This window comes from Ensifer adhaerens (assembly GCF_028993555.1).
Lineage (GTDB): Bacteria > Pseudomonadota > Alphaproteobacteria > Rhizobiales > Rhizobiaceae > Ensifer > Ensifer adhaerens_I.
This window is the reverse complement of the sequence record NZ_CP118610.1, coordinates 472,492-498,335: the sequence shown is the minus strand read 5'-3', so window position 1 is coordinate 498,335 and position 25,844 is coordinate 472,492. Positions and strand designations below refer to the sequence as shown.

At 63.8% G+C, this 25,844-nt stretch carries 22 protein-coding genes; 8 read left to right on the top strand and 14 right to left on the bottom strand.

Features of this window, described 5'->3' with window-relative positions; translation table 11 throughout:
- From PWG15_RS02300 to PWG15_RS02290, 3 genes are all read left to right on the top strand, one after another.
- A complete protein-coding gene (locus tag PWG15_RS02300; RefSeq protein WP_275022885.1) occupies positions 1–636 on the top strand; it encodes a 2-dehydro-3-deoxy-6-phosphogalactonate aldolase in 636 nt (211 codons plus the stop codon).
- Positions 636–1,520, top strand: a complete 885-nt coding sequence (locus PWG15_RS02295) for an SMP-30/gluconolactonase/LRE family protein (RefSeq protein ID WP_275022884.1) — start codon at positions 636–638, stop codon at positions 1,518–1,520. Before PWG15_RS02300 ends, PWG15_RS02295 begins: the two co-directional genes overlap by 1 nt.
- 93 nt (positions 1,521–1,613) lie before the next feature.
- Positions 1,614–3,338 (top strand): IlvD/Edd family dehydratase, encoded by a 1,725-nt coding sequence (locus PWG15_RS02290; RefSeq protein ID WP_275022883.1) that lies wholly within the window; start codon positions 1,614–1,616, stop codon positions 3,336–3,338.
- 57 nt (positions 3,339–3,395) lie between these two features.
- Here PWG15_RS02290 and PWG15_RS02285 read toward each other — a convergent pair whose 3' ends face one another.
- Positions 3,396–4,499 (bottom strand): hypothetical protein, encoded by a 1,104-nt coding sequence (locus tag PWG15_RS02285; RefSeq protein ID WP_275022882.1) that lies wholly within the window; start codon positions 4,497–4,499, stop codon positions 3,396–3,398.
- A 358-nt stretch (positions 4,500–4,857) separates the two neighbouring features.
- Here PWG15_RS02285 and PWG15_RS02280 point away from each other — a divergent pair, with 358 nt between their 5' ends.
- Positions 4,858–5,487 carry a PRC-barrel domain-containing protein gene (locus PWG15_RS02280; protein ID WP_275022881.1) on the top strand — a complete coding sequence of 210 codons (630 nt, stop codon included), beginning with the start codon at positions 4,858–4,860 and terminating at the stop codon, positions 5,485–5,487.
- A gap of 118 nt (positions 5,488–5,605) precedes the next feature.
- On the opposite strand, the gene PWG15_RS02275 is transcribed toward PWG15_RS02280, so the two are convergent.
- Both PWG15_RS02275 and PWG15_RS02270 read right to left on the bottom strand, forming a co-directional pair.
- On the bottom strand, positions 5,606–5,785 hold the full coding sequence (locus tag PWG15_RS02275; protein ID WP_275024488.1) for a hypothetical protein: 180 nt from the start codon (positions 5,783–5,785) through the stop codon (positions 5,606–5,608).
- Positions 5,782–7,332: a trimethylamine methyltransferase family protein gene (locus tag PWG15_RS02270; RefSeq protein WP_275022880.1), complete on the bottom strand. Its 1,551-nt coding sequence runs from the start codon at positions 7,330–7,332 to the stop codon at positions 5,782–5,784. Before PWG15_RS02270 ends, PWG15_RS02275 begins: the two co-directional genes overlap by 4 nt.
- Positions 7,333–7,424: 92 nt before the next feature.
- Here PWG15_RS02270 and PWG15_RS02265 point away from each other — a divergent pair, with 92 nt between their 5' ends.
- The gene (locus tag PWG15_RS02265) at positions 7,425–8,363 is read left to right on the top strand and encodes a LysR substrate-binding domain-containing protein (protein WP_275022879.1); all 939 of its coding nucleotides are present in this window, start codon (positions 7,425–7,427) and stop codon (positions 8,361–8,363) included.
- A gap of 14 nt (positions 8,364–8,377) precedes the next feature.
- Here PWG15_RS02265 and PWG15_RS02260 read toward each other — a convergent pair whose 3' ends face one another.
- A complete protein-coding gene (locus PWG15_RS02260) occupies positions 8,378–9,685 on the bottom strand; it encodes a putative bifunctional diguanylate cyclase/phosphodiesterase (protein ID WP_275024483.1) in 1,308 nt (435 codons plus the stop codon).
- Positions 9,686–9,993: 308 nt separating this feature from the next.
- The gene (locus PWG15_RS02255) at positions 9,994–11,718 is read right to left on the bottom strand and encodes a response regulator (RefSeq protein ID WP_275022878.1); all 1,725 of its coding nucleotides are present in this window, start codon (positions 11,716–11,718) and stop codon (positions 9,994–9,996) included.
- A gap of 378 nt (positions 11,719–12,096) precedes the next feature.
- Here PWG15_RS02255 and mutL point away from each other — a divergent pair, with 378 nt between their 5' ends.
- Together mutL and PWG15_RS02245 are read left to right on the top strand one after the other, a co-directional pair.
- A complete protein-coding gene (mutL, locus tag PWG15_RS02250; protein ID WP_275022877.1) occupies positions 12,097–13,905 on the top strand; it encodes a DNA mismatch repair endonuclease MutL in 1,809 nt (602 codons plus the stop codon).
- An 89-nt stretch (positions 13,906–13,994) separates the two neighbouring features.
- Positions 13,995–14,228 (top strand): DUF2093 domain-containing protein, encoded by a 234-nt coding sequence (locus PWG15_RS02245; protein ID WP_275022875.1) that lies wholly within the window; start codon positions 13,995–13,997, stop codon positions 14,226–14,228.
- A 40-nt stretch (positions 14,229–14,268) separates the two neighbouring features.
- On the opposite strand, the gene lpxK is transcribed toward PWG15_RS02245, so the two are convergent.
- The 6 genes from lpxK to PWG15_RS02215 all read right to left on the bottom strand — a co-directional run bounded on the left by lpxK (position 14,269) and on the right by PWG15_RS02215 (position 20,234).
- Positions 14,269–15,309, bottom strand: coding sequence for a tetraacyldisaccharide 4'-kinase (gene lpxK, locus PWG15_RS02240; RefSeq protein ID WP_275022874.1), 1,041 nt, complete (start codon positions 15,307–15,309; stop codon positions 14,269–14,271).
- A 248-nt stretch (positions 15,310–15,557) separates the two neighbouring features.
- On the bottom strand, positions 15,558–16,262 hold the full coding sequence (locus PWG15_RS02235) for an HAD family hydrolase (protein WP_275022873.1): 705 nt from the start codon (positions 16,260–16,262) through the stop codon (positions 15,558–15,560).
- Between the two features lie 25 nt (positions 16,263–16,287).
- Complete coding sequence (gene waaA / locus PWG15_RS02230; RefSeq protein WP_275022872.1) at positions 16,288–17,601, bottom strand: lipid IV(A) 3-deoxy-D-manno-octulosonic acid transferase; 1,314 nt, start codon at positions 17,599–17,601, stop codon at positions 16,288–16,290.
- 91 nt (positions 17,602–17,692) lie between these two features.
- A complete protein-coding gene (locus PWG15_RS02225) occupies positions 17,693–17,929 on the bottom strand; it encodes a DUF4170 domain-containing protein (protein WP_113536295.1) in 237 nt (78 codons plus the stop codon).
- Between the two features lie 59 nt (positions 17,930–17,988).
- A complete protein-coding gene (locus PWG15_RS02220) occupies positions 17,989–18,804 on the bottom strand; it encodes a 3'(2'),5'-bisphosphate nucleotidase CysQ (RefSeq protein WP_275022871.1) in 816 nt (271 codons plus the stop codon).
- A gap of 83 nt (positions 18,805–18,887) precedes the next feature.
- Positions 18,888–20,234 (bottom strand): TldD/PmbA family protein, encoded by a 1,347-nt coding sequence (locus tag PWG15_RS02215; protein ID WP_275022870.1) that lies wholly within the window; start codon positions 20,232–20,234, stop codon positions 18,888–18,890.
- A 146-nt stretch (positions 20,235–20,380) separates the two neighbouring features.
- Here PWG15_RS02215 and PWG15_RS02210 point away from each other — a divergent pair, with 146 nt between their 5' ends.
- Positions 20,381–22,216, top strand: a complete 1,836-nt coding sequence (locus tag PWG15_RS02210; RefSeq protein ID WP_275022869.1) for a monovalent cation:proton antiporter-2 (CPA2) family protein — start codon at positions 20,381–20,383, stop codon at positions 22,214–22,216.
- A gap of 44 nt (positions 22,217–22,260) precedes the next feature.
- On the opposite strand, the gene PWG15_RS02205 is transcribed toward PWG15_RS02210, so the two are convergent.
- The 3 genes from PWG15_RS02205 to PWG15_RS02195 form a co-directional block, all read right to left on the bottom strand.
- Positions 22,261–23,142, bottom strand: coding sequence for a patatin-like phospholipase family protein (locus PWG15_RS02205; protein WP_275022868.1), 882 nt, complete (start codon positions 23,140–23,142; stop codon positions 22,261–22,263).
- A 71-nt stretch (positions 23,143–23,213) separates the two neighbouring features.
- Positions 23,214–23,774: a 16S rRNA (guanine(966)-N(2))-methyltransferase RsmD gene (rsmD, locus tag PWG15_RS02200; RefSeq protein ID WP_275022867.1), complete on the bottom strand. Its 561-nt coding sequence runs from the start codon at positions 23,772–23,774 to the stop codon at positions 23,214–23,216.
- Positions 23,775–23,780: 6 nt separating this feature from the next.
- Positions 23,781–25,832, bottom strand: a complete 2,052-nt coding sequence (locus PWG15_RS02195) for a pseudouridine synthase (protein WP_275022866.1) — start codon at positions 25,830–25,832, stop codon at positions 23,781–23,783.
- Positions 25,833–25,844: the final 12 nt, after the last annotated feature.

Sequence of the window (25,844 nt, the reverse complement as noted above, 5' to 3'; positions counted from 1 at the left end):
ATGAACCGCATCCCCTTTCCGTCGATGACTTATCCGCTGATCGCCATCCTGCGTGGCCTCAGGCCCGAGGAAACCGAAGGCGTCGTCGGCGCGCTGATCGAAACCGGCTTCACCGCGATCGAGATCCCGCTGAACTCGCCCGATCCGTTCCGCTCGATCGAGACCGCGGTGAAAATGGCGCCGGAAAACTGCCTGATCGGCGCGGGCACGGTGCTGACGACTGCACAGGTCGAGCAGCTCTCGGATGTCGGTGGGCGGCTGATGGTCAGCCCGAACGTCGAGCCCGCGGTGATTTCCCTTGCGGCGAAGAAGGGCATGGTCACCATGCCCGGCGTGCTCACCCCGACCGAGGCGCTTTCGGCCGCCGCCGCGGGTGCGACCGGCCTCAAGTTCTTCCCGGCGAGCGTGCTCGGGCCATCGGGCATTACCGCGATCCGCGCCATCCTGCCGCCCGACCTCGAGATTGCCGCCGTCGGTGGCGTTTCCGATGCCAACTTCGGCGACTACGCCAAGGCCGGCATCCGCAGCTTCGGTCTCGGCTCGAGCCTTTACAAGCCGGGCATGTCCGCCGCCGAAGTTCGCGAACGCGCCGTCGCAACGATCAAGGCCTACGACGCCGTCTATGGAGCACGCTGATGAGCGATACCATTCCCTTTTCCGGCAGCATCCTTTGCGAATCGCCCTCGATCCTCGGGGAAGGCCCGACCTACGACCCGGCCACCGGCACCGCCTGGTGGTTCAATATCAAGGGCCAGGAACTGCATGAGCTGCACCTCGAAACCGGCCGCAAGGCCGTACACACCCTGCCATTCCTCGGCAGCGTGCTTGCCGTCATCGATCCGTCGCGGCAACTGATCGCGTCCGACCAGGGGCTTTTCCTCAGGGATACGCAAACGGGCGCCTTCAGCCTCGTGACCACGCTTGAGGACAAGCCCGGCAATCGCTCGAACGACGGCCGCGTCCATGCGTCCGGTTCGCTTTGGATCGGCACCATGGGCCGCAGCGCCGAGAAGGGTGCCGGCGCGATCTATCACGTCGCTGGCACGAAGGTGACGAAGCTCTACGACGCAATCACCATTCCCAACAGCATCTGTTTTTCGCCGGACGGAACCGTCGCCTATTTCGTCGACACCGACATCAACCACCTGATGCGTGTCGAAATCGATGTCGAAACCGGGCTGCCGAAGGGTGAGCCCAGCCTGCTGGTCGACAGCAGTGGCGAAAAAGGCGGCATCGACGGCTCCGTGTGCGATGCCGATGGCCTGATCTGGAACGCCCGCTGGGGCAGCGGCACGGTCGACGTCTACAGGCCCGACGGTGGGCGGATCGCGCGCTACGCGATGCCGACAACGCAGCCGAGCTGCACCGCCTTCATCGGGCTCAAGGCCGACCGCATACTGGTGACGTCCGCCTGGCAAGACCTGGACGATGCAGCGCGTGCGGCCGATCCGCATGCCGGAAAGACCTTCGATCTCGGTATCACCGTCAAGGGCCGGTTTGAACCGTCATTCCGCCTCTGAGCGGAAGCGCTCGACTAACCACTTGGCGAAGCGCCAATAAAAAGTCATACAATTCGGCCACGCGTTTCATCGCATGGTGAGGAGGAAGCTCGCATGAGCGACAAGAAGAAAGAATTGCGCAGCCGTCACTGGTACGGCGGCACCGACAAGGACGGGTTTATCCATCGCTCCTGGATGAAGAACCAGGGATTTCCGGACCACGTCTTCGACGGCCGTCCGATTATCGGCATCTGCAACACCTGGTCGGAACTGACGCCGTGCAACAGCCACCTTCGCATCCTTGCCGAAGGCGTGAAGCGCGGTGTCTGGGAGGCCGGCGGTTTTCCGGTCGAGTTCCCGGTCTCCTCGCTCGGCGAGACGCAGATGCGTCCGACCGCGATGCTGTTCCGCAATCTGCTCGCCATGGATGTCGAAGAGGCGATCCGCGCCTATGGCATCGACGGCGTGGTGCTGCTTGGCGGCTGCGACAAGACAACCCCCGGCCAGTTGATGGGTGCTGCCTCCGTCGACCTGCCGACGATCGTCGTCTCCTCCGGCCCGATGCTGAACGGCAAGTGGAAGGGCAAGGACATCGGTTCAGGCACGGATGTCTGGAAATTCTCCGAAGCCGTGCGCGCCGGGGATATGAGCATGCAGGAATTCATGGCGGCCGAAAGCGGCATGTCGCGCTCGCCGGGCGTGTGCATGACCATGGGCACGGCCACCACCATGGCCTCGATCGTCGAGGCGATGGGCCTGTCGCTTCCGACCAATGCCGCACTTCCCGCCGTTGACGCCCGCCGCATGGCGCTGTCGCACATGACCGGAAAACGCATCGTCGAGATGGTGCATGAAGACCTGCGCCTGTCGAAGGTGCTGACGAAGAAGAACTTCGAGAACGGCATCATCGCCAATGCCGCCGTCGGCGGCTCGACCAATGCGGTCGTCCACATGCTGGCGATTGCCGGCCGTGCCGGCGTCGATCTCTGTCTCGAGGACTTCGACAGGGTCGGCGGCCAGGTGCCGTGCATCGTCAACTGCATGCCGTCGGGCAAGTATCTGATCGAAGACCTTGCCTATGCCGGTGGCCTGCCGGCGGTGATGAACCGCATCCAGCATCTGTTGCATGCCGATGCACCGACGGTCTTCGGCGTGCCGATCAGCAAGTACTGGGAAGATGCCGAGGTCTATAACGACGACGTCATCCGCCCGCTCGACAATCCGCTCAGGGCCGCAGCCGGCATTCGCGTGCTCAAGGGAAACCTTGCGCCGAACGGCGCCGTCATCAAGCCATCGGCGGCGAGCGAGCATCTGCTCGTTCATGAAGGGCCAGCCTATGTCTTCGAAACGATCGAGGAGCTGAAGGCAAAGATCGACGACCCGGACCTGCCGGTGACCGAGGACACCATTCTGGTGCTCAAGGGCTGCGGACCGAAGGGCTACCCGGGCATGGCCGAGGTCGGCAACATGCCGATCCCGCGGCGGCTGGTGGAAAAAGGCGTGCGCGACATGGTGCGCGTTTCGGACGCCCGCATGTCCGGTACCGCTTTCGGCACCGTTGTCCTGCATGTCAGCCCGGAATCGAACGCCGGCGGACCGCTCGCCATCGTCAAGACCGGCGATCGCATCCGCCTCGACGCGATGAAGGGCGAGCTCAACCTGATGATCAGCGAGGACGAGTTTGCTTCGCGCATGGCAGCCTGGCAGGCGCCGCCGCAGAAATGGACCCGCGGTTACTACAAGCTCTACCAGGACACGGTGCTGCAGGCCGACAAGGGCGCGGACCTGGATTTCCTCGTCGGCGGCAGCGGCAGCGAGGTCCTGCGCGAAAGCCACTGACGACGACGTGTCAAAAGAGCGATTGGTCAGATACCCCGCCGCTCCGGCGGGGTATCTTTATCCGGCGAGTGGACGGGCGCTGAGGGCGGCTCTTGCAGACGATGCCGCCACGGACGAGCGCAGACGCGACCAGGTCTGAAAGCCGTAAATCGCAAGACCAAGGGCGATGAAGAACTCCTTGTACTCGGTCGGATCCCAGAGCCGCACGAACTGCGACGCCTGCAGGATGAACAGCTCCTGGATCGCAACGATCAGAACGGCACCGACCGTCAGCACGATGAACTCGCGCCAGTGGCCGGCCTTCAATGCGATGTCCGCGATTACCAGCAGGATGATCACGGTCATCATCACCATCATCTGCGTCGGCAGCATGCTCCAGTTGTCGCTGTTGAACGCAGCCATGGGCGCGCTTGCCACCAGCACCAGAACGCTCGGCGCGAAGGCGTCGAGCCGGCCGAAGCTCACGCCCTTGCGGAGATGGAGCCAGATGAAGGGTGCAAGTGTCAGCAGCACGAAACTGCCGGTGTAGTAAAGCAACTCGGAAAGGCCGGTGGAGATGTTGTGCAGGTTCAATTCCTGCTGGTTGTTGATGGCCAACAACCCCTCCGGCGTGACGATGCCGAACACGCGCTGCATCCAGGATATTTCTTCCATACCGATCACGAAGAAGCCCGCGCTCAGAAGCGCCGCGGCGCTGGCGGCGATCCACGCGAGGCGCTCTCCCCCGGCGAGGGCGGCGCGAAGCTGGCCCGTGGCTGCTGCCGCAAGGAACCCGCAGGCGACGAAGATCAGGAGAGCGGACGACCACTCGACCAGGCCGTCCTCCCGCGCCAGGGCACTGAAGGCCTTCGGATCGATAGCGAACACCAGCGCCACGAGCGTCGCAAACATCCACGTCGCCACGCAGGTCGACAGCTCGCGAGGCGAGGCCATCCGAAGCACCGGCTCTCCGAGCCTGGAGACGTCGCGGGTGAACCCCTGAACCGCGGCGAGCGACAGGCTGAGCGCGACCCAGGCATGCCAGAGATTATAGGGTTGGACCTGAGGCGCACGCTCGGAAAAATAGGGCGCGCCGAAAAGGTTGCGCTCGATCGAAACCAGAGCGGCCATCGCCAGCACAGACAGGAGGGAAACCGAAAGGAAGCGCCGCGGCAGAAACATGGTGATGTCGTCCAGGATAGCAGGACGAAGCAGCTGCGCTCTTCACCCCGTCTATTCCGAAGTATCGCCAAGAACAATCAAGAATCCGTCAACGAACAATAGAAGATTATCATCTTCTAAAATACCGATGTTGCAGAGTATAAGATCAACGCTCCTGTGAAATATCGGGGAATCTGCCACTAGGATCCAAGGAACATGGGAGGTTTGACGCTATTTTCGCCTTACCCGTGATGCTTTGACTGTTTTTTCCGGAACCGTTTTGGCGTCTGGGCGTTGACGTCATATCACCGGTGCGGTGGATCTGGCGACAGCGCCAGGGCCGTGCCTTGATCGAAACATCAAGGAAAGGCAGTTTGACATGACCAAGAAACTTGTAACCACCGTCGCGGCCGGCGCCCTTTTCGCTGGTCTTGCTGTCGCCCCGGTTTCCTTTGCGCAGGATGCGACCAAGCCGATGGATCAGCCGCAAACGATGCAGCCGGTTCCAGGTAGCGAAGCACCGGCAGACCAGGCCCAGACGAAGGCACCGATTACCGAGGAAGCGCCCGGGGATGTCGCCACGGCCAGCGGCACGTACCTGACCGAACAGGAGAGCGATCAGATCGCCGCGAGCACCTATATCGGCCAGAGTGTCTACAATGCCGGCGATGAAAGCATCGGCAAGATCAACGACCTGATCATGAAGAAGGACGGTGGCGTTGAAGCGGCCGTGATCGGCGTCGGCGGCTTCCTGGGCATGGGCGAAAAGGACGTGGCGGTCCCCTTTGACCGCATCGCGATCGCCGAGCAGCCGAATACCGACGACCTGAAGCTGACGACAACGGAAACCGCCGACACGCTGAAGGCAGCGCCGGAATTCAAGACAAAGGCGCAGCAGGTGGCCGAGCAGAACGCCAACCAGCCGGTTGACACCTCGACGACCTCTTCGACCACGACCACTGCACCGGCGCAGCCGATGCAGCAGGGTACCGAACAGCCGCAGCAGTAACTTTGAGTGCCGCAATTCCGGCCGGAAAGCCGCTTCACACTTTCTCTGGAATTGCACTTAAGCTGTTCAGTACGCCTTCCAACGGGCGGCGGTGCTTTGCGCCGCCGCTTCGTTTCGTTCAGACGAGCCGGTAGCGATCCATCGGCATGCCGTCTTCGGAATAGGCTGGCTCGTAGGCCGTCGATATAATCCGGTTCTTGAGCGTCAGATGCTTGAGCGGTAAGGCTGGATCAACGGGTCTTTCGACGATGTCATTTCCTGTTCCTTGAAAGGCGCCCGAGCATGCCGGTTTCGTCAATACCAGGCATCCGCCATGCTCTCCTTGCGGCGTGTGACATAATCGATCAACGCCTCGTCGAGCGCCACATCCAGCGGCGGCGCTTCGTATTCGGCAAGCGTCTTCTTCCAGGCACGGTTGGCGCGGGTTGCCATGTCCGTTTCGCCCTCCTCGACCCATTTTTCGAACGGTTCGTTGTCGGATAGGGCAGAATCCCAGAATGCGGTCTGGTAGTTGCGCATCGTGTGGTCGCAGCCAAGGAAGTGGCTGCCCGGCCCCACCTGCAGGAAGGCGTCCATCGCCAGCGTATTGTCGTCGACGACGACGCCGGCGAGATAGGAATGCAGGGCGCCGCAGAAGTCGGTGTCCATAACGAACTTCTCGTAGGACATGGCGAGCAGACCGTCGACAAAGCCTGCCGAATGCAGGATGAAATTGGCGCCGCAATGGACTGCAGACAGCATCGACATCGCGCCTTCCTGCATCGCCTGAGCATCCGGCAGCTTGGAGTTGGAAAAATTACCGGCGCAGCGCAGTGGCAGACCAAGCCGGCGCGCGAGCTGGCCGACGACCATGCTGCCGATTGCCGGCTCCGGCGTGCCGAAGGTCGGTGAACCCGAACGCAGCGACATGGACGACAGGAAGTTGCCAAAGATGACAGGCGCGCCCTTGCGTTCAAGCTGGGTCAGCGCGCAGCCGGCGAGCGTCTCGGCATAGGATTGGGCGATCGCACCGGCATTGGTTACCGGCCCCATTGCGCCGCCGAGAATGAAGGGCACGATCACCGCCGCCTGGTTCGCCCGCGCATAGGCGCGCAGCGACTTCGTCATCGTCCCGTCCCAGACCAGCGGCGAGTTGACGTTGACGTTGCCGAGGATGACGCAGTTGCGATCGACGAAATCGTGACCGAAGAGGATACGCGCCATATTGATCGAGTCCTCCGCCCGGTCTTCGGCGGTAATCGACCCCATGAAGGCGCGATCCGAATACTTGATATGGCTGTAGACCATGTCGAGGTGGCGCTTGTTGACCGGCACATCGACCGGTTCGCAAATCGTGCCGCCGGAATGGTGCAGCCACGGGCTCGACTGCGCCAGCTTGATCAGATTCCGGAAGTCCTCGATCGTGCCGTAGCGCCGGCCCTTGTCGAGATCCATGACGAAGGGAGAACCATAGGCCGGCGAGAACACGACGTTGTTGCCGCCGATCTCGACATTGCGGGCGGGATTGCGGGCGTGCTGGGTGAACTGCCTTGGTGCCGAGGCGACGATTTCCTTGAGCATACCGGGCTCGAAGGTTACGCGCACGCCGTCGATCTTGGCGCCGGCCCGCTTCCAATGGTCGATCGCTTCAGGGTCGTCGCGAAACTCGATGCCCACCTCGGCAAGGATACGATCGGCGACCGCCTCGATACGCAGGAGGCTCTCTTCCCCAAGGATATCGTAGGTCGGGATGTTTCTGATGATATAGGGAACGCCGAGGCCTCGGCCAGCACCCTCGCGCCGGTGCGGCCTTGAGCCCCGCGTCCTTCTCGGTGCCGCCTCGCCTGTTGCCAGTGCCGTATCCATCCTCACATCCTCCCATCACCTGAGATGATGCTATTGGCGAAAAACTCCATTGTAACGCTGGAAAAAATCGAGCCATGCGATAAGTATGGTTTATGGAAAACCTGCGCCGCCTGCTTCCCTCCGCCGCAAACCTCATCGTCTTCGAGGCCGCCGGCCGCCACCAGAACTTCACCCGTGCCGCAAACGAGCTCGGCATGACCCAGGCGGCAGTCTCCTACGCCATCCGTGGCCTGGAAGAGCAGCTGGGCGTGCCGCTGTTCCATCGCGTGCATCGGGCTGTGGAACTGACGGAGGCAGGCGAGAAATTTCATGCCGATGTGTCGGTCGGTCTGTCGCGCATCCAGAAGTCGGCCGAGGACATTCGCGCCAAGGGTCGCGAGACCAATGTGACGCTTGCAGCGTCTACCGCTTTTGCCTCGATGTGGATGCTGCCGCGCCTCAACCGTATGCGCGAGGATCTGCCGGAGATCGACCTTCGCATCCAGACCAGCGTGCGCGATCTCGATCTCGAGGAGGAACCGATCCCGCTCGGCATCCGCGGTGGAGACCCCGGGCACTGGCCACGCTATCATGCCGCCCAACTCGCCGAGGAAGTCGTCAACGCCGTCGCGACGCCGGCCTATATCGAAGAGCACGGGCTGCCGAAGAGCGCGGCCGACCTGCAGCGGCACAATCTCATCCATCTCGAAGAGCCGGTGCGGCGAGCCTGCGACTGGACCGAATGGTTTGCGAGCGCCGGCCTCACCTACCCCAAGCAGGCACGCCGCCTGACGATCAACGATTATGTTCTGGTCATTCAGGCGGTGCTCGCGGGAGAAGGCGTGGCGCTCGGCTGGGAACACCTGATCAACCCGCAGATCCGCTCCGGCGCCCTGGTTCCGGTCACCGGACACGTGCTCAAGACCGGTCTTGCCTTTTATGTCGTCTGGCCGCGGTCACGCGAACTCAACGCCCAGGCAAAACGGGTCCGCGACTGGCTGCTGGAAGAAGGGCGGCGGGACCGCGTGGCGCTACCGGCCACCGGCGAATAGACCGGATCAGGCCTTCAGGCCTGGGCCGAAACGCCGCTATAGCGGTCGGAAAGATATCGCATCGTTGCCACGGCATCGGCCGGCTTTCCATAGAAATAGCCCTGCCCGAGGCCGCAACCGAGCGCCTTGAGTTTCAGGGCCTCGGAAAAGTCCTCGATACCCTCGGCGACGACCTCCAGTTCGAGGCCCTCACACATCGAAACGATCGCCTTGATGATATGCTCGGAAGCACGATCGGCGGAAATGCGCGAGACGAAGGCGCGATCGATCTTGACCTTGTCGAAGGAAAAATCGCGCAGGCGCCCCAGGCTCGACTGTCCGGTGCCGAAGTCGTCGAGCGAAACGCGCACGCCAGCGGCACGCAGTTCCGCAACGATCTTCTGGGCGATATCGGCATCGGCCATGACAGCCGTCTCAGTGATCTCCAGTTCCAAGCGCCTGGGATCGAGACCAATCTGATGAATGATCGACAGCAACCGATGGCTGGTCGCCGGATCCATCAGTTGCGCCGAGGAAAGGTTGAAGGACAGGAAGAGCTCTTTCGGCCAGGAGAGCGCCGCATGCGCCGCCTTGCGCAACAGCACTTCGGCCAGCTGCTCGATAAAGCCACGCTCCTCGGCCAGCGGCACGAAAACAGCCGGCGAAACATAGCCGAGATCGGCATCGCACCAGCGCGCCAGGGCTTCGAAACCGACGACTGCATCATTGCGCAGATCGACGATCGGCTGGAAATGCACATCGACTTCGTTGGCGATGATGGCATTGCGCAGCGCCTGCTCGAGCTGCGTCGCGCGCTTCATCTCCTGGGCGATTTCCTGCGAATAGACGGTGATCTGGCCGCGGCCGCGACGCTTCGAGCGATACAGCGCCGTATCGGCGCTCTTCAGCAGATCCTCGAACACCTCGCCGGCAAAGGGGTAGACAGCAAACCCGAAGGACGCGGACAGTCGCACATGGCGGTCGCCGAGATCGAAGGGCGCCGACAGCACCTCCTTCAACATCTGCCCGACCTTCTCTGCACCCTTGCGCTCGAAGACGAGCGGCAGGACAAAGGCAAATTCGTCACTTTCCGAACGGGTGATCGTCGCCCCCTCGGGCGCGCAGGCTTTCAGGCGGTAGGCCACCTGGCAGAGAATCTCGTCACCGGCCGCCGGCCCGAACAGGTCATTGATCGGCTTGAAGCCGTCGATATTGGCAAGGCCGATGGTGAAGGGCGCGGGGTCGCTGGCGCGCTCCCTGGCGAGTTCAAGCACAGTCTGGCGCAGGCAGCGCGAATTGCCGAGCCCCGTCAACAGATCAATGTTGCCGGTCATGGCGGGCATCTCGAGGCCGATGCGGTGATATGGCGTCTCAACAGCCGTCATTGCCGCGTCTCCGCGACCGGATCAGGAGAATACGGCCGACGCTCGGCTGCCGGCGAAAACGCACGCCACGGCGCGAACCGGCAATGTCGTTCCGACACGGTCCGGACATGAGCAACGGGATGGGCGCAATGCATTCGGGCGAGGCTCTACACTTTAACGGCAATTCGGTGCAGACGATCGCAATCGGCGGTTAACAATCCGATATCGCTTTGCTCCTAAATCTGCCATTAGCCTCCCCAATTCTAGCGAGTTGACACGTCTTTCTTTCAACCTGCCGTTCGCATCGCCTTCGCCGGCATGAATTTTCTTAAGACCGCCTCGATCATGTCCGGGCTCACGGGCTTCATGATATGGTCGTCCATGCCCGATGCCTTGCACTGCTGCAGGTCGATATCCAGCGCCTGCGCGGTAACACCGATGATCGGCGTTTTCTGTCCTCTGCTGTTCTCTGCCGACCTTATGGCAACCGTCGCATCGAAGCCGTTCATGATCGGCATCGATACGTCCATCAGCACCAGGGCCGGTTGCAGCTCGTGCCAGAGCTCGACGGCCTCGCGGCCATTGGCGGCGATCCGATGCGAGACGCCGAGCCCCTCCAGGATCTGCGTGAACACGAACTGGTTGATCTGATTGTCTTCGGCAACGAGCACGTCGACCTGGGGCGCCGGCGGCGGTGCGGCGATCCCCTCGCCTTCAAACGACAGCGACCAATCCGGCTGTAGCGTCGCGGACGTCGTTGTCCGCTCGGAGCAGACGCGAAACACTTCGGCCAGTACCGCAGCACCGTCCTGCTGCGCCGACAGCGGCAGGATCGGGCAGTGACGCCAGGCCGAAACGACCTGCTGTCTCTCGGAAAACGCCAGGTCGAGCAGCAGGACATCGAGCTTGACGCCGGCGTCTTCGACCGCAAGTCCGAAGGCACGAAGCTCGCCCGCATCGCGAACGGCGCAGGCATCGAGCCCGGAACCGCGCAGGCGCGCGACGAGCCGGCCCTCCATCGCCCGGTCGGCGGTGGCGACCAGAACACGGAGGCCGCGGGCGGGCAAGGTCTCGATCATCGACCCCGCTTCCACAAGCTGCTGGACGTTCAGCGCCCGGAAGGGGTCGTAGAAGTTCTGCGCCGCAGCGAAGATGCTGTAATCGCGGATCTGCAGGCCGACCTCGGCTGGAGCTTCATCGCTACTCTGATGCAAGTCGGCGATATCGGTCACGTCGTTCATGCAGGTAACGACGAAATGACGGCCGGGCATGCCGACGCGGTACTTGCGCGTGAGCACCCAAAGATCGCTGCCGTCTGCGCGCACGATGTGCTCGGCCTGCGAGTATGGCTTGCCGGTCTCGAGCACCATACGGTCGGACTGCTCGAAACGTTCAGCAAGCTCGCTTTCGACCAGATCCCAGGCGGAACGGCCGAGAATGGCATCCTGCGGCAGATCATGGATCAAGCAGAAGGCCCTGTTGACGGCGATATAGTTGAGATTGCGGTCCTTGACGCAGATCGGGTTGGGCTGGGCGTCGAGGATCTGTTCGGTCAACTCGACGCGCTCCAGATCCGTCTGAAGCTGCTCGTCGCGCTTCTTCTGATCGGAAACGTCGCTGATCGACAGGATGCCGATACCGCTCGACAGCCGACGCTTGCGCATCGAAACCCAGCGGGTACGGCCGGCGCGTTCGACGCTTTCGTAACGCTCGCGCCAGTGCAACGCCATGTGTTCGGCGATCCAGTCCTCGCGGTTGGTGCGGCGGCGGCTGCTTTCGGGAACGGTGCCGGGGCGAACGCCGGTGTCATAGACTGCGCCGAGAAAGTCTCGAAGGCGCGTGCCGGGCATCAGGATTTCCGAAGGCACCGGGAAGAATTGCAGCATCGTGCGGCTGGCAAAGAGAATGGTGTCGTCCCGACTGCAGACAAGCACAGCGATGCCGAGTGCGTCGCAACTCGACTCCAGAATGATCCGGTTGATGTCCGCGCCGTTCGACGCCCCATCGCTCATTGCGCTGTCCTCACTCGCCTACTGCACGTTTCAATCGTCTCCGATTTGCGAAACATGCAGCCATTCACAGTGCTACAGCGACCTCGGCGCGCCTGATAAGACGCGCGATGCTGCAGCGGCGGTTTCATTTCGGGACATGCTGGGAAGGCCTTGGCAGGCGTCTCTTCGAGCGGCGGGAGTACGGCGTCCAGCTACGCCGCAATGCTCAAAAGACAAAACCCGTGATCATTCAGGTTGTTGTGGAAAATCGCAGCAGAGTGTTAAGGGGCGATTAAACTCCTCGCTCATTTTTCCGGGTCGCCGGCCACTTGGATTCGAGGCCGGGGACGAGCCGCCATTTCCCCTTCCGTTTCCCAAGCGAATCCGGGAAAATGGGACATGGCCATCAAGCAGCTTTCAGAAACCCTCATCAATCAGATCGCCGCCGGCGAAGTCATCGAACGCCCCGCCAGCGCCGCCAAGGAGCTGATCGAGAACGCGCTCGACGCCGGTGCCACGCGCATCGAAATCGCAACCGCCGGCGGCGGCAAGACGCTTCTGCGCGTGACCGACAATGGCTCGGGCATGACGCCCAACGATCTCGAACTGGCAGTGCGCCGGCACTGCACGTCGAAGCTCGACCACAGCCTGTTCGACATCCGCACGCTCGGCTTCCGTGGTGAGGCGCTGCCTTCGATCGGCTCGGTCGCTCGCCTCTCGATCACCACGCGCACGGCCGGCGCCAGCGAAGGCGCCGTCATCACCGTCACCGGCGGCAAGACCGATCCGGTTCGCCCGTCGCCCGCCAACACCGGCACGGTCGTCGAGGTTCGCGACCTCTTCTTCGCGACGCCGGCGCGGTTGAAGTTCATGAAGTCCGAGAAGGCGGAAGCAGCCGCGATCTCCGAGATCGTGCGCCGCATGGCGATCGCCTTCCCGGCCGTCCGCTTCGTGCTGTCCGGCAGCGACCGCTCGACGCTCGAATTCCCGGCGACCGGCGACGATCGCCTGGCACGCATGGCCCAGGTGCTCGGCAAGGATTTCCGCGACAACGCCATCGAAATCGATGCGACACGCGAAGATGTCGGGCTCACCGGCTTTGCCGGCGTGCCGACCTACAATCGCGGCAACTCGCTGCAGCAATATGTCTTCGTCAACGGCCGCCCGGTCCAGGACAAGCTGTTGCTGTCGGCGATCCGCGCAGCCTATTCCGAGACGATCCCGAGCGGCCGCTATCCCGTCGCGGTGTTGTCGATCACGCTCGACCCGGCGCTGGTCGACGTCAACGTGCACCCGGCGAAGTCCGATGTGCGCTTCCGCGACCCGGGCCTCATCCGAGGTCTCATCATCGGCGCGATCCGCGAGGCATTGACGCGCGACGGCGACCGCGCGGCAACCACCGGGGCGCGCGGCATGATGCAAGCCTTCCGCTCCGGATCCTACCGCCCGCAGCCCTGGACTCCCGAAACATCCCCTTCTCGGCCGACACAGTTCGACGCCATGCTGCGCGGCCTTGCGGAAGCGCCGCAGGCAAGCTTCACCGCCTTTTCGACGCCATCGGCACGCACGGCGGCCCCGATCGAGCGTGAGATACCGGTATCGCACCAGGATGCGCCGGCGCCAGCATCCTTCCCGCTCGGCGCGGTGCGCGCGCAGCTCCATGAGAACTATATCGTCGCCCAGACCAATGACGGCCTCGTCATCGTCGACCAGCATGCCGCCCATGAGCGGCTGGTGTTCGAGGCGATGCGCACGGCGCTGCATTCGCGGCCCGTCGCGGCGCAGGCTCTCCTGATCCCGGAAATCGTCGATCTGGCCGAAGACGACTGCGACCGGTTGATGGCGCACGTGGCGGAGTTCGCCCGCCTCGGCCTTGCCATCGAGCGCTTCGGCCCGGGCGCGATCGCCGTGCGCGAGACGCCCGCCATGCTCGGCGAAATGGACGCCGTCGGCCTGGTGCGCCAGCTTGCCGACGAGCTTGCCGAATGGGACACTGCCAACGGCCTCACAAGCCGGCTGGAGTATCTTGCAGCGACGATGGCCTGCCATGGATCGGTGCGCTCCGGCCGACGCATGCGTACCGAGGAAATGAACGCTTTGCTGCGGCAGATGGAGGCGACGCCCGGTTCCGGCCAATGCAACCATGGGCGGCCGACCTATATCGAGCTCAAGCTTTCCGATATTGAACGGCTGTTCGGACGAAGCTGATCCCGCCAGCGGCTATGAAAAGCGGCTGGCATTTTGCCGGATGGCAAGCTAGACCAGAGAACAGACCACAAGACCTATAGGCAACGAACATGATGAACCGGTTTGAAGGAAGCACGTCGCGCGAGGCGAAGATCCGTTATCTCGACGGCGACTTTCAGATCATTCTCGCCGGCTCGCATGTGATCTGCGCGATGACCGGCAAGACCATTCCCGTCGACGAGCTGCGTTACTGGAGCGTCGCCCGGCAGGAGCCGTATGTCGACGCGGAAGCGTCGCTCGAGGCGGAGAAGCGCGCCGGCGCCCTGCCGAACCAGCGCCGCTAAGGCGCCTCCCTCAGATCTTTTCTGCTGGCACGAAGAGCCGTTACTTGCTCATGCCTTCGCGCAGCTTGCGGGCGCGCGCGGCAGCAAGCGACGTCTCGATGATTTTTGACGGCGCCATGGGATCGTCGAAACGCACGTCGATTTCGATCACCCGGCTTGCAGAGGCCAGTTCGGCGGCGCGGCCATGACCGGGCTCGAGCCGGACCATGTCCTTGGCGGTCGTGACAAGCGTGCAGCCGAGAGCCGCCGCTCGATCGAGCAGGTCGGCGATCTCGTCGTCGGAAAAATGATGATGATCCGGAAAACTGCGGGTTTCCTCGACGAGGGCACCGGTCTCGCGCACCGTGCGGTAGAATTTCTCCGGATCGGCGATACCGGCCCAGGCAAGGACCTTGACGCCTTTTAGCGATCCATCATCGAGCCTCACCACTTCGGCCTCGTAGATCTGCTTTCCGGCACGGGCTGCGCGGCGGATCAGGGCGTCGGCCTCCGTGCCGCCGCCGATCTTCAGCAGTGCCGTTGCGTGGCGCAACTGGTTGGGCAGCGGCGCCCGCACCGGCCCCGCCGGCACTAGATAACCGTTGCCGATGCCACGGCGCGAGTCGATGACCAAAAGTGCAAAGTCGAAGGCGAGCCGTGCGCTCTGGAAGCCATCGTCCATGATGATGATATCGACGCCTTCCTTCACCAGGCGGCGGGCGCCGTCGACACGGCGGCGGCAGACGACGGTCAACGCCTCGCGCGCCAGCAGCAAGGGTTCATCGCCGACGTCGCGCGCGCGATGATGCTCCGGGTCGACGACGGTCGTCACGTCGAGCGAGCCGCCGTAACCGCGGCTCAAGAACCCGGGCTTCAGCCCTTTCTGGCGGATGACGCGGGCAAGCGCGATCGCCGTCGGGGTCTTGCCGGCACCGCCGACGGTGAAATTGCCGATGCAGATGACCGGCACGGGAACCGATGCGCGGTGGGCGCGGTCCATGCGCAGACCGGCAATCCGGCCATAGACCCATGAAAACGGCCACAACGCGCGAGCACGCCAATCCGCCTTTGTCCACCAGAATGGTGGCGCTTCCGATACCATCTTCGTTCCGTGCCCCAGCCGGTATCGTCCCCCCTCTCCGGGAGGACACATGTGCTTCTTGCCGCCGGAAGCCGACGGATCGCCCAAAAAACGTCAGAATGTGAAAAAACGCAAGCTATGGATACGACTGCAGCCGCTTGGGTCGGAAACCGCACGGCAGAATGGCATGCCGACAGGCAACCACTTCACGCTTTTCCCGGATTTGCGACTAGAGCATCCTTGGTGCGTTCATCTGAACGCACGGCGCTCTAGAGGACGGCCTCAAGTTCGGTGATGTCGGCGAGGCAATGATCCGAGGCTGCAGCGAGCGACTGGCGCGAACCGGTCCCCGTCAGCACCGCGACCGTCATGCCGACGCCGGCACTGCGGCCCATGTGCATGTCGTGATTGTTGTCCCCGACGACAACGACCTGTTGCGGCTCAAGGCCCGTTGCAGCACAGAAGCCAAGCACCATGCCCGGCTCCGGCTTGACGCCGTAGCCGCTGTCATAGCCGGCCACATAATGCAGGTAACCATCAAAACCGAAGCGCTTGGCGGTCTCACGGATCGACTTCTCGTTGTCGCTGGAGGCAACGCCAAGGCGATAGCCCTTGGCGTGGAGGCCGGCAAAGAACGTGCCGAGATCGGTGACCGGGACCGCATACTCCGCCGAGCGTGCAAACAGGCTGTCGAACAGGGTGGTGAGATCCTCCACCGTGAAGGGTGCGCCGGCGCCCACGAAGCCGGTCGCGATCTCGACCGTGTTGCCGGCTGCAAGCAGGCTGTCGGGCAGGACATGGCCGGTATCGGCATCCATGCCGCCGGCCGCAAGCAGCGTGCGGGCCAGCGTCTCGTCACCCTTGGCCGCAATCCGTGCCAGCTCATAGTTCACCGGCACCCAGCTCTTTGCGTAGTCGAGCAGGGTTCCATCCTTGTCGAAGAGGATGCCGGCGATGGCTTTGGATTCGGTCATGATGAGGGATCGTCTCCTGCTTGTGTCAGCTTTCGGTCGGCGGATTGAGGCGCGCTTTGACGATGAGCGGATTGATGTAAGGTTCGAGCCCCTTCATCGTCGCCGACAGAGCACCGCGCATCTCTTGCACGGTTTCAAGGCCGGCATCGATCATCGAGCGACGCATGTCGTCGTTGGCGAGCAGATAGTTGACGCCCTTCGCCAGCATCTCGACGTCGCGCACGATCTTTGCGCTGCCGTTCTTTGCAAGCGTCTGATAGGTCTCGCGAAAATTCTGGACATTGCCGCCGGAGAGGATCGCGCAGCCGAGCATCGCCGGCTCGAGCGGGTTCTGGCCGCCTTCGGCAAAGAGCGAACGGCCGACAAAGGCGACTTCGGTCAGGCGTAGATAGAGGCCCATTTCACCGATGGTATCCCCGAGGAAGACATCGACATCCGGCGTCAGCGGATCGCGCCGCGTGCGGCGCGCGACCTTCAGGCCCTTGGCCACCAGCGCCGCCTCGATTGCATCGCTGCGCTCGGGATGGCGTGGCACGATGATTGTCAGCAGGCCGGTCCGTTCCTTCAGCGCGCGATGCACGACGCCGGCAGCGTTTTCCTCGCCATCGAAGGTCGAGATCGCCGCCCAGGTCCTCCGCGAGCCGATCTGCTGCTGGTATTCCTTGAGCGCCAGCGGATCATGCGGCGGCGCGTCGGTATCGACCTTCAGATTGCCGGAGACCATGACCGGCAGCGCGCCGAGCGTGCGGAAGCGCTCCGCATCGACGTCGGACTGGGCAATGACCAGCGCCAGGTTTTCAAAGAGCGCATCGGCGAGCGCCGGCCGCCGCTTCCACCGGGCGAAGGTACGATCGGACAGACGGCCATTCACCAGAACCTGCGGAATATGGCGCCGGCCGAGCTCCAGGATCGTCATCGGCCAGATTTCGGACTCGGCGATGATTGCCAGATCCGGCTCCCAATAGTTCAGGAACCGGCTGACCGCCGGCTTGAAATCGAGCGGGACATACTGGTGGATGACGCCTGTTCCCAGGCGCTGGGCAACGACACGGGCCGAGGTCGTCGTTCCCGTGGTCAGCACGACATTGATGCCGCGCCTGCGGATTTCCTTGATCAGCGGGATGACCGCGTTGGTCTCGCCGACACTGGCGGCGTGAAACCAGACCAGCGGGCCCTGCGGCCGTGGTGCGCTCGCATGGCCGTAGCGCTCGCGACGGCGCGCGGGATCCTCCTTGCCCTTCGCCGCGCGAATGGCAAGGTAGGACCAAACCAGGGGATAGATGGCCGAGCCGATCCAGCGGTAGCTGGAGAGCGCCAGGCGCGCGCGAAAGCTGCTCATGACGAGACACCTTCCCCAGCCGTCACGGCCGGGAGAAACTCAGGGGCGACTGGCATGCGGGTTTGCGCCGCGCATCCCGACCTCATCGGCATCAGCCGTTTTCCGGGTCGAGCAGACGATGCATGTGGACGATGAAGTAACGCATGTGCGCGTTGTCGACGGTCATCTGCGCCTTGGATTTCCAGGCAACAAGAGCGCTTTCGTAGTCCGGGTAGATGCCGACGATATCGAGCTTGTCCAAGTCACGGAAGTGGACGTCCGTCAGCGTGGTGAGTTCGCCGCCAAAGACGAGGTGCAGACGTTGTTTCTTCTCGGATTCGTGAGCCATCGGAATTCCATTTTTCTTTTTGGGTATGGGCGTTGATTTGAGGCATTCGGCCCCAAAGGTCAATGGGGCTCCATCGACCGCGATGCGGCGATCAAGCCTGGCAAGAGCGGCTTTGCCGCTGCGCAGAGAACGCCGTGAACGACGGTGGAACGATTGTAGGACAAGGGTTGCCCGTCGAGATCGACAAGCGCACCACCGGTCCGGGCGAGAATGAGATCGGCCGCGGCCAGATCCCAATCATGGGAATTCTTCTTCACCAGCGTACCGTCGATCCGCCCGTCGGCAACCATGGCCAGCCGATAGGCAAGCGACGGTACATGCGGTACGCGCGTGACGCTGTTGCGATAGACGGCCGGAAGCTTGCCGACCGTATCTTCGGCAGCAGCCAGATGCAGCGTTTCCCCAGCCTTTGCCTCGCGCACCGAGATCGCGGTGCCATTCTTCAGCGCGTTGCCGCCAGCGACCGCCTCGAAGAGTTCGTCAAGCGCCGGCGCATAGAGGACGCCGGCGACGGGCAGCCCTCGGTGGACGACCGCAACACTGACGCACCAGAGCTGCTTGCCGGCGATGAAGGCGCGCGTGCCGTCGATCGGATCGACAACGAAGACCGTTTCGCGGGTCAGGCGGCTGGAGTCATCGTCAGTCTCTTCCGACAGCCAGCCATAATGGGGCCTCGCCGCGAGCAACCGCGTCTTCAGGACGTCGTTCGCCGCCAAGTCCGCTTCGCTGACCGGCGAGCGGCCCTCATTCTTCCAGCGGACATCCGGCGCCTTGCGAAAATAACCGAGTGCCGTTTCTCCGGCGACGACCGCAGCGGCGCGGATCAACTCGAGATCCGGCTTCCAATCCACGCCCGATGGTGCTGTGTCAGACATCCAATACCCCGTCAGCCCGCCTCTCCTATAGCACGAGAGCGGGATCGGCGCGGAAAAGCCGCACCGTTTTTCCTTCGGCCTCTTCAGAGACCGGCGAGCGTCATGCCCTCGATGGCAAGCGTCGGTGCAGCGACGCCGAACTTGCGATCGATGTCGTCGGCCGGCGTCAACGCCATGAACATGTCCTTGAGATTGGACGCGATCGTGACCTCGGAAACGGCAAAGGTAAGTTCGCCATTCTCGATCCAGAAGCCGGAGGCGCCGCGGCTATACTCGCCGGTCACCATGTTGACGCCCTGGCCGATCAGCTCGGTGACGTAGAAGCCGGTGCCGACACCGCGGATCAGATCCTCACGCGATATCGAACCCGGCTCGAGCGCCAGGTTGGTCGAGGCCGGATTGACCGTCGGGCCACCGCGCACGCCGCGGCCGTTGGTCTCCAGGCCGAGTTCGGCCGCGGCCGAGGTCGAAAGGAACCAGTGATTGAGCACGCCGTCCTCGACCATCACCAGCTTCGAGCCCTTGACGCCTTCGCCGTCGAAGGGCCGCGACGAGGAGCCGCGCACGATCAACGGGTCGTCGGTCACCGAAAGACCCGCCTTCATCACCTGCTTGCCCATCCGGTCGCGCAGGAAGCTCGTCTTGCGGGCGACGGCTGCACCGTTGATGGCGCCGGCGAGATGGCCGACGAAGCCGCGCGCCATACGCGGATCGAAAACGACGGTGACGTTCTTGGCCGTCGGCACCTGGCGCGGATTGAGGCGCGCCACCGCGCGCTCGCCGGCAAGGCGGCCGATCTCCTCGGCCGGCCGAAGGTCGCCGACATAGAGGCGGCTGTCGAAATCGTAGTCGCGCTCCATCTTCGTGCCTTCGCCGGCAATCGCGCTGACGGAGCAGCCGAAGCGTGTGGCCATGTAGGAGCCGGAAAAGCCGTGCGAGGTAACGAGAACCAGACCACCCATGCCGGCCGAGGCGCCGGCGCCGCTGGAATTGGTGACGCCTGAGACCGCGAGTGCGGCTTCTTCGGCAGCCAGTGCCGCGTCCGTCAACGAGTCCGTGGAAACGGCGGTGGGGTCGAAGAGATCGAGGTCCGGATAGGACCTTGCCAGCTGGTCCGCATCGGCAAGCGAAGCAAAGGGATCCTCCGGCGAAGCCTTTGCCATGGCGACAGCGCGTTCGGCGAGCAGCTTCAGATCAAAGCCCGGATTGGCCGAAACGCTGGCGACGCGTCGCCCGACGAAGACCCGGAGCGAGAAATCGTCACTTTCGGAGGCTTCCGTCGCTTCGACCTTGCCGAGACGGACGGAGACGGAACGGGAGCGCCCGCGCACCACCACCGCATCCGCCGCATCGGCGCCGGCCTTGCGGGCGAGGTCCACGAGTTCGGAGGCGCGTTTTTCGAGGTCGGCAGAATCGATCGTGTCTGACATGATGTAGCCTTTCATTCCTGCCCCATTTATTGTGCAGTGACGCAGGCATCAAGGGCATCGGCCTGATTCCCGCCCATACACCGCAAATGACCGCTCTCGAAAGCTCCCTCGTCGGGGCCGGGTGCCCAATAGTGAAAGCCGCAGGCATGGCAACGACACCGATCATCTATTCTCAAGCGCTGATGCTGCTTGGCGGCGCAGTGGTGGCCGCACCAATCTTCAAGCGGCTCGGCCTCGGCACCATCCTTGGCTATCTCTGCGCCGGCGTGCTCATCGGTCCGGTCGCCCAAAGCATCACCGACGGCGAGCAGATCCTGCATGTCTCGGAACTCGGCGTCGTATTCCTGCTGTTCATCATCGGGCTTGAATTGAAACCGTCACGTCTCTGGCAGATGCGGCGCGATATCTTCGGCCTCGGCACGGCACAGGTGGTGCTGACCGGCATCGTGCTCTCTTCCATGATCTATGCCCTCGGGCTGCTCGGCCAGGGCGGCAGCATCATCGCCGGCTTCGGTCTGGCCCTGTCCTCGACCGCCTTTGCCATGCAGATCCTCGACGAAGGCAACGACCGCAACACCCGCTACGGGCAACGATCCTTCTCCATCCTTCTGCTGCAGGATCTGGCGATCGTGCCGCTGCTGGCGCTGATCCCGCTGCTCGCGGCGCAGGCGCCTGAGGACACGACGCCGCCGCTCGAGGATTTCGCCATTGCCACGACCGCGATCGTCGTGCTCTTCGCCGCCGGCCGCTACCTCGTGAACCCCCTGTTCCAGATCATCGGCCGCACAGGCGCTCGCGACGTCATGATTGCGGCAGCCCTGCTCGTCGTCATGGGCGCCGCAACCATGATGCAGCTCGCCGGCCTCTCGATGGCGATGGGTGCCTTCCTCGCGGGCGTGCTTTTGGCGGAATCCTCCTATCGCCATGAACTCGAAGCGGATATCGAGCCGTTCCGCGGTATCCTGCAGGCGCTGTTCTTCATGGCCGTTGGCCTGTCGCTGGAGCTCGGCGTCATCGTCGAGCGCTACCAGCTGATCATTATCGCCGTGCCGCTCCTGATGGCGCTGAAGAGTCTGGTGCTCTACTGGCTCTGCCGGCTGACCGGTTCGCACCACAACGACGCGGTGCGCATCAGCCTGCTTCTGCCGCAGGGCGGCGAATTCGGCTTCGTGCTGTTCACGGCGGCAGCCAGCGCCGGTGTCTTTTCGGATGGCGACGCCTCGCTGCTGGTCGCGATCGTCACGCTGTCGATGGCGCTGACGCCGCTTGCCTCCATGCTGGCGCCGAAGCTGATGCACGAGCAGGACGAGATGGACGAAGAGATCGAGGAAGATTTCGACGGCGCCAATGCCGACGTGCTGATGATCGGCTTTTCCCGCTTCGGACAGATCGCCGCGCAGATCCTGCTCGCCGGCGGCCGCGACGTGACGATCATCGACCATTCCGCCGCCCGCGTGCGCCAGGCCGCGACCTTCGGCTTCCGCATCTATTTCGGCGACGGCAACCGCCTCGACGTGCTGCGAGCCGCCGGCATCGAGCGAGCAAAGATCGTCGCCGTCTGCACGCAGAAGAAGGAAACGACCGACCACATCATCGATCTGGTACAATCGGAGTACCCGAACGCCCGCATTTTCGCCCGCTCCTACGATCGCCTGCACACGCTGGAACTGCGTGCCAAAGGGGTCGACTACGAATTGCGCGAGACCTTCGAGTCCGGCCTGCTCTTTGGCCGCAAGACACTGGAGGCATTGGGGGTTGGTGACGACGAGGCGATCGCCATCATGGACGACATCCGCAAGCGCGACGAGGCACGCCTCGTGCTGCAAGAGGCCGAAGGCATCACCGCCGGTCGCGACATGCTGCACTCGCGTCCCGTCAGGCCGGAACCGCTGGTCAAGCCGAAGCGTGAGGTCGATCACTCCCAGGAGACGGGCGAGCGCATCCTGCCGGGGCTTCCTGCCGATGAACGCGAGAGCGCCTGACGCGGCCAGCCTCGTTTCCCGACCAGGTCGTCAGCCGTCAAGGCTCACTTGAGCTTCGGCGCCTTCATCCGTTCGTCGAGCGCCCGTTTCAGCTGGTCCTTGATCGCGGCGGTTCCGTTCAGCACCTCCTGGGCGCGCAGGAAATCCATCACGCGGTAGCGGCCGACATCGGGGCGCAGCAGGATATCCGGCGCGCCTTCCTTGAGTTTCATCGCGATGATCGACTGCATCATCAACTGGCTTGCCCCGAACAGGCTGTCGATACGGCTCGGGATCGTCTTGCCATCGCCGTCAGGACCGCCGACGACATCGACGGCGATGACGATGTCCGCTAGGCCACGCAGATGATCGAAGGGGATGGGGTTATAGATGCCGCCGTCAATCATCACGCGCCCGCCGATCTTGACCGGGATGAAGATCGCAGGCAGGGCAGCTGAGGCGGCCAGCGCCTGCCACAGGTCACCCTTTTCGCAGACATGCTCGGTCTGGCCGTAATAGTCGGTGGCAACCACCTTGAGCGGAATGCCGAGATCCGAGAACTTCGGCGGAATGGCCTTTGGCAGAAAAGCCCTGAGAACGCGCTCGCCATTGAATTGCCCGAAGCGAAAGCCGTTCACCATGGCCTCGGAGAGGCTCGATGGCCGCAACTGCCAGAGGCGATTGACGACTTCGCGACGATGGCCGACGGTCGAAAGCGTGTGCGCCCTGATCTCTTCCCCGCGCATGCCAGCCGCCATGCCGGCGCCCATGATCGCGCCGATCGAGGATCCGGCAATCGCCACGGGTCGAATGCCGAGTTCATCCAGCGTTTCGATGACGTGAATATGCGCAAGCCCGCGCGCACCACCGCCGCCCAGCGCCAGCGCGACGGTCGGTTGGCCGGACGCCTGCGCCGCCCCCTTCGTCATCGAAAGATCCTGCTTCATCGGCAAGCCTCCGCTTCTGCGTAGCGTGATCGGCGACAGCCTATCGCCTCAAGGAAACCGAAAATATGACATCAGGCGCCGCGGAAGCGGTAGAAGTGCATGCGTGTATCGCCGAAGACCCTGACATCGAGGTTCTCGAACACGGCCGTCGGCGCCGGCTGAACGTCTGCCCGCTCTTCGAGGATCACCAGTGCGTCGGGGACGAGCCAGTTGCCGGCGGCGGCAGATTCCAGCGCCTTCTCGCCTAGACCCTTCGCGTAGGGCGGGTCGGCGAAGACCAGATGAAACGGCTCCATCGTTCCGACTCCGCCGAGGCTGGTGGCGTCACGGCGGAAGACCTTGGCCCGTCCCTGCAGGCCGAGCGTCTCGATGTTCGTCTGCAGCAGTCCCCTGCCCTCGACGCCCTGCTCAACGAAGAGTGCCTGCCGGCACCCGCGTGAGAGCGCCTCGAAGCCAACGGCGCCGGTGCCCGCAAAAAGGTCGAGCACTCTGGTGCCGTCGAGCGCCTCCGGATAGGAATGGCTCAGGATGTTGAACAGGCTTTCACGCGTCCGGTCCGTGGTCGGACGGATATCGCTGGACTTGGGGGTCGCCAGGCTGCGACCCCGAAACTCTCCACCGACGATACGCACCGCCGCTTAGTGTCCTCTGCCGCGCGGCTTACCGCCGCCGGCCGGACGTCCACCGCCACCGGGGCGTCCGCCGCCGGGTTTACCACCGCCAGGCTTGCCACCGCGCGGACCACCAGACCGTTCGCCAAAGGATTTTCCGCCGGATGGCTTGCCACCGAAGGACTTGCCGCGAGGCTTGTCGCCGAACGGGCGATCACCGCCCTCGCGGCGTGGCGGACGATCACCCTCGGCGCGCGGTGCTCTTGGCTTGTCGGAGTAGCTGCGCGGACCGCCTTCGGAACGAGCCGGCCGATCGCCGAACGAACGATCGCCGCCTTCGCGACGCGGCGGACGATCACCGTCGGCGCGTGGTGCTCTCGGCTTGTCGGAATAGCTGCGCGGGCCACCTTCGGAACGAGCCGGACGGTCGCCGCCTTCACGACGCGCAGGACGGTCACCGTGATCGCGCGACCTGCGCTCTCCCGCATCGCCCGACTTGCGCCGGCCGAAACCGCCATCCCGCCCCTCGTCCTTGCCGCGACGGGCAGGTTCGCTTGCACTGATCCATTCGCCTTCTTCGTCGCGACGCTTGACCGGCGCGGCAGAGGCCGGACGATCGGCGCGATCGAAATCCCTGGGCGAGCCGCCCTTGCGGTCGGGATCGAACTTTCCGGATGTCTTCGTCGCAAAACCGTCCTTGCTGCGACCGTAGCGCTTGCTCTTCGGCGCGCCTTCCGGACGCTCGCGACGGGCGGGCTTCTCGGTGGCGTCGCCGTCAGCGGATTTCGGCTTCTTTTCGGCCAGTGGACGGGCGCCCGGCGCCATCCAGACATTGGCGGTGCGGGCGCGCTGTGCAGGCGCACGCTTCGGCCGGTCCTCGAACTTGGCGTCGCGGTCGTCGCGGGAGCCGCCCTTGCCACGGGGACCGTCCTTGCGGCCGCCGTCACGGCGATCGTCGCGACGCGTGTCCAGCCGCGACAGAGCGCGCTCGCGCTTGTCTTCCGGCTTTTCCCAGCGGTTGGCACGTTCAGGCCGGCGCGTGTCGCCGGCATCATCGTCAGCCGCATCGCCGGCAACGGTCGCCGCCTGGTCGTTGTAGAGCGGCGCGTCGAAATTCGCCTTGGCATCCTCGATCAGCCGCGGTCCAAGCTGGTCGCGCAACGTGCGGCCGCGGATTTCCTGCACATGTCCCTCCGGCAGTTCGCCGAGCTGGAAAGGTCCGTAGGAAATGCGGATGAGGCGGTTGACGTCGAGGCCGAGCGCGCCGAGAACGTTCTTGATCTCGCGGTTCTTGCCTTCGCGCAGCCCCATGGTGATCCAGACGTTCGAACCCTGCACCCGGTCCAGGGTCGCCTCGATCGCCCCATAGAGCACGCCGTCGACGGCGATGCCGTCCTTCAGCCGGTCGAGCGCTTCCTGGTCGATCTCGCCGTGGGCGCGAACGCGATAGCGACGCAGCCAGCCGGTCGACGGCAGTTCAAGCACGCGGGCAAGCCCGCCGTCATTGGTCAAAAGCAGCAGGCCCTCGGTGTTGATGTCGAGGCGGCCGATCGACAGGACGCGCGGCAGTTCGTCGGGCAGGTTCTCGAATACGGTCGGGCGCCCCTCCGGATCGGCATTGGTGGTCACCAGACCGGCCGGCTTGTGGTAGAGCCAGAGGCGCGTGCGCTCAATGCCGCGGATCGGCTGACCATCGACCTCGATCGCATCGGCAAGCGTCGCGTTGACGACCGGGGTGTCAAGGATGACGCCGTTGAGCTTGACGCGGCCCTCCATGATCATGCGTTCGATGTCGCGGCGCGAGGCGACGCCGGCGCGCGCCAGGATCTTGGAGATGCGCTGCGGTTCGTCGGCACCCGGAGCAGCCACGCTCGGGCGCTCCCGGACCGGACGCGAAGCGCCGGTCTTTGGTCCGAAGGACTTGGGGCCGTCGGCCCTCGGGCCGGAAGTCTTGGCGCCGAAAGTCTTCGAGCCAGCAGCCTTTTTCGGAGCTCCAGCCTTCTTGTCGGCGAAATGCGGTTTCTTGTCCCGGCCGGCGGACTTGCCGCCAGGCCGTGTGGGCTTGTCTTTGGATGTCATTTGTGTTGCCTG

Bases quoted from the DNA above. Each gene is read 5' to 3' on its own strand.
- PWG15_RS02290 (WP_275022883.1), top strand. From the start codon at position 1,614: ATGAGCGACAAGAAGAAAGAATTGCGCAGCCGTCACTGGTACGGCGGC.
- waaA (WP_275022872.1), bottom strand. From the start codon at position 17,601: ATGAGCAGCTTTCGCGCGCGCCTGGCGCTCTCCAGCTACCGCTGGATC.
- PWG15_RS02220 (WP_275022871.1), bottom strand. From the start codon at position 18,804: ATGTCTGACACAGCACCATCGGGCGTGGATTGGAAGCCGGATCTCGAG.
- PWG15_RS02285 (WP_275022882.1), bottom strand. From the start codon at position 4,499: ATGTTTCTGCCGCGGCGCTTCCTTTCGGTTTCCCTCCTGTCTGTGCTG.
- mutL (WP_275022877.1), top strand. From the start codon at position 12,097: ATGGCCATCAAGCAGCTTTCAGAAACCCTCATCAATCAGATCGCCGCC.
- PWG15_RS02210 (WP_275022869.1), top strand. From the start codon at position 20,381: ATGGCAACGACACCGATCATCTATTCTCAAGCGCTGATGCTGCTTGGC.
- PWG15_RS02245 (WP_275022875.1), top strand. From the start codon at position 13,995: ATGATGAACCGGTTTGAAGGAAGCACGTCGCGCGAGGCGAAGATCCGT.
- PWG15_RS02300 (WP_275022885.1), top strand. From the start codon at position 1: ATGAACCGCATCCCCTTTCCGTCGATGACTTATCCGCTGATCGCCATC.
- PWG15_RS02270 (WP_275022880.1), bottom strand. From the start codon at position 7,332: ATGGATACGGCACTGGCAACAGGCGAGGCGGCACCGAGAAGGACGCGG.
- PWG15_RS02255 (WP_275022878.1), bottom strand. From the start codon at position 11,718: ATGAGCGATGGGGCGTCGAACGGCGCGGACATCAACCGGATCATTCTG.
- PWG15_RS02295 (WP_275022884.1), top strand. From the start codon at position 636: ATGAGCGATACCATTCCCTTTTCCGGCAGCATCCTTTGCGAATCGCCC.
- lpxK (WP_275022874.1), bottom strand. From the start codon at position 15,309: ATGGTATCGGAAGCGCCACCATTCTGGTGGACAAAGGCGGATTGGCGT.
- PWG15_RS02280 (WP_275022881.1), top strand. From the start codon at position 4,858: ATGACCAAGAAACTTGTAACCACCGTCGCGGCCGGCGCCCTTTTCGCT.
- PWG15_RS02225 (WP_113536295.1), bottom strand. From the start codon at position 17,929: ATGGCTCACGAATCCGAGAAGAAACAACGTCTGCACCTCGTCTTTGGC.
- PWG15_RS02205 (WP_275022868.1), bottom strand. From the start codon at position 23,142: ATGAAGCAGGATCTTTCGATGACGAAGGGGGCGGCGCAGGCGTCCGGC.
- PWG15_RS02215 (WP_275022870.1), bottom strand. From the start codon at position 20,234: ATGTCAGACACGATCGATTCTGCCGACCTCGAAAAACGCGCCTCCGAA.
- PWG15_RS02265 (WP_275022879.1), top strand. From the start codon at position 7,425: ATGGAAAACCTGCGCCGCCTGCTTCCCTCCGCCGCAAACCTCATCGTC.
- PWG15_RS02235 (WP_275022873.1), bottom strand. From the start codon at position 16,262: ATGACCGAATCCAAAGCCATCGCCGGCATCCTCTTCGACAAGGATGGA.
- PWG15_RS02195 (WP_275022866.1), bottom strand. From the start codon at position 25,832: ATGACATCCAAAGACAAGCCCACACGGCCTGGCGGCAAGTCCGCCGGC.
- PWG15_RS02260 (WP_275024483.1), bottom strand. From the start codon at position 9,685: ATGCCCGCCATGACCGGCAACATTGATCTGTTGACGGGGCTCGGCAAT.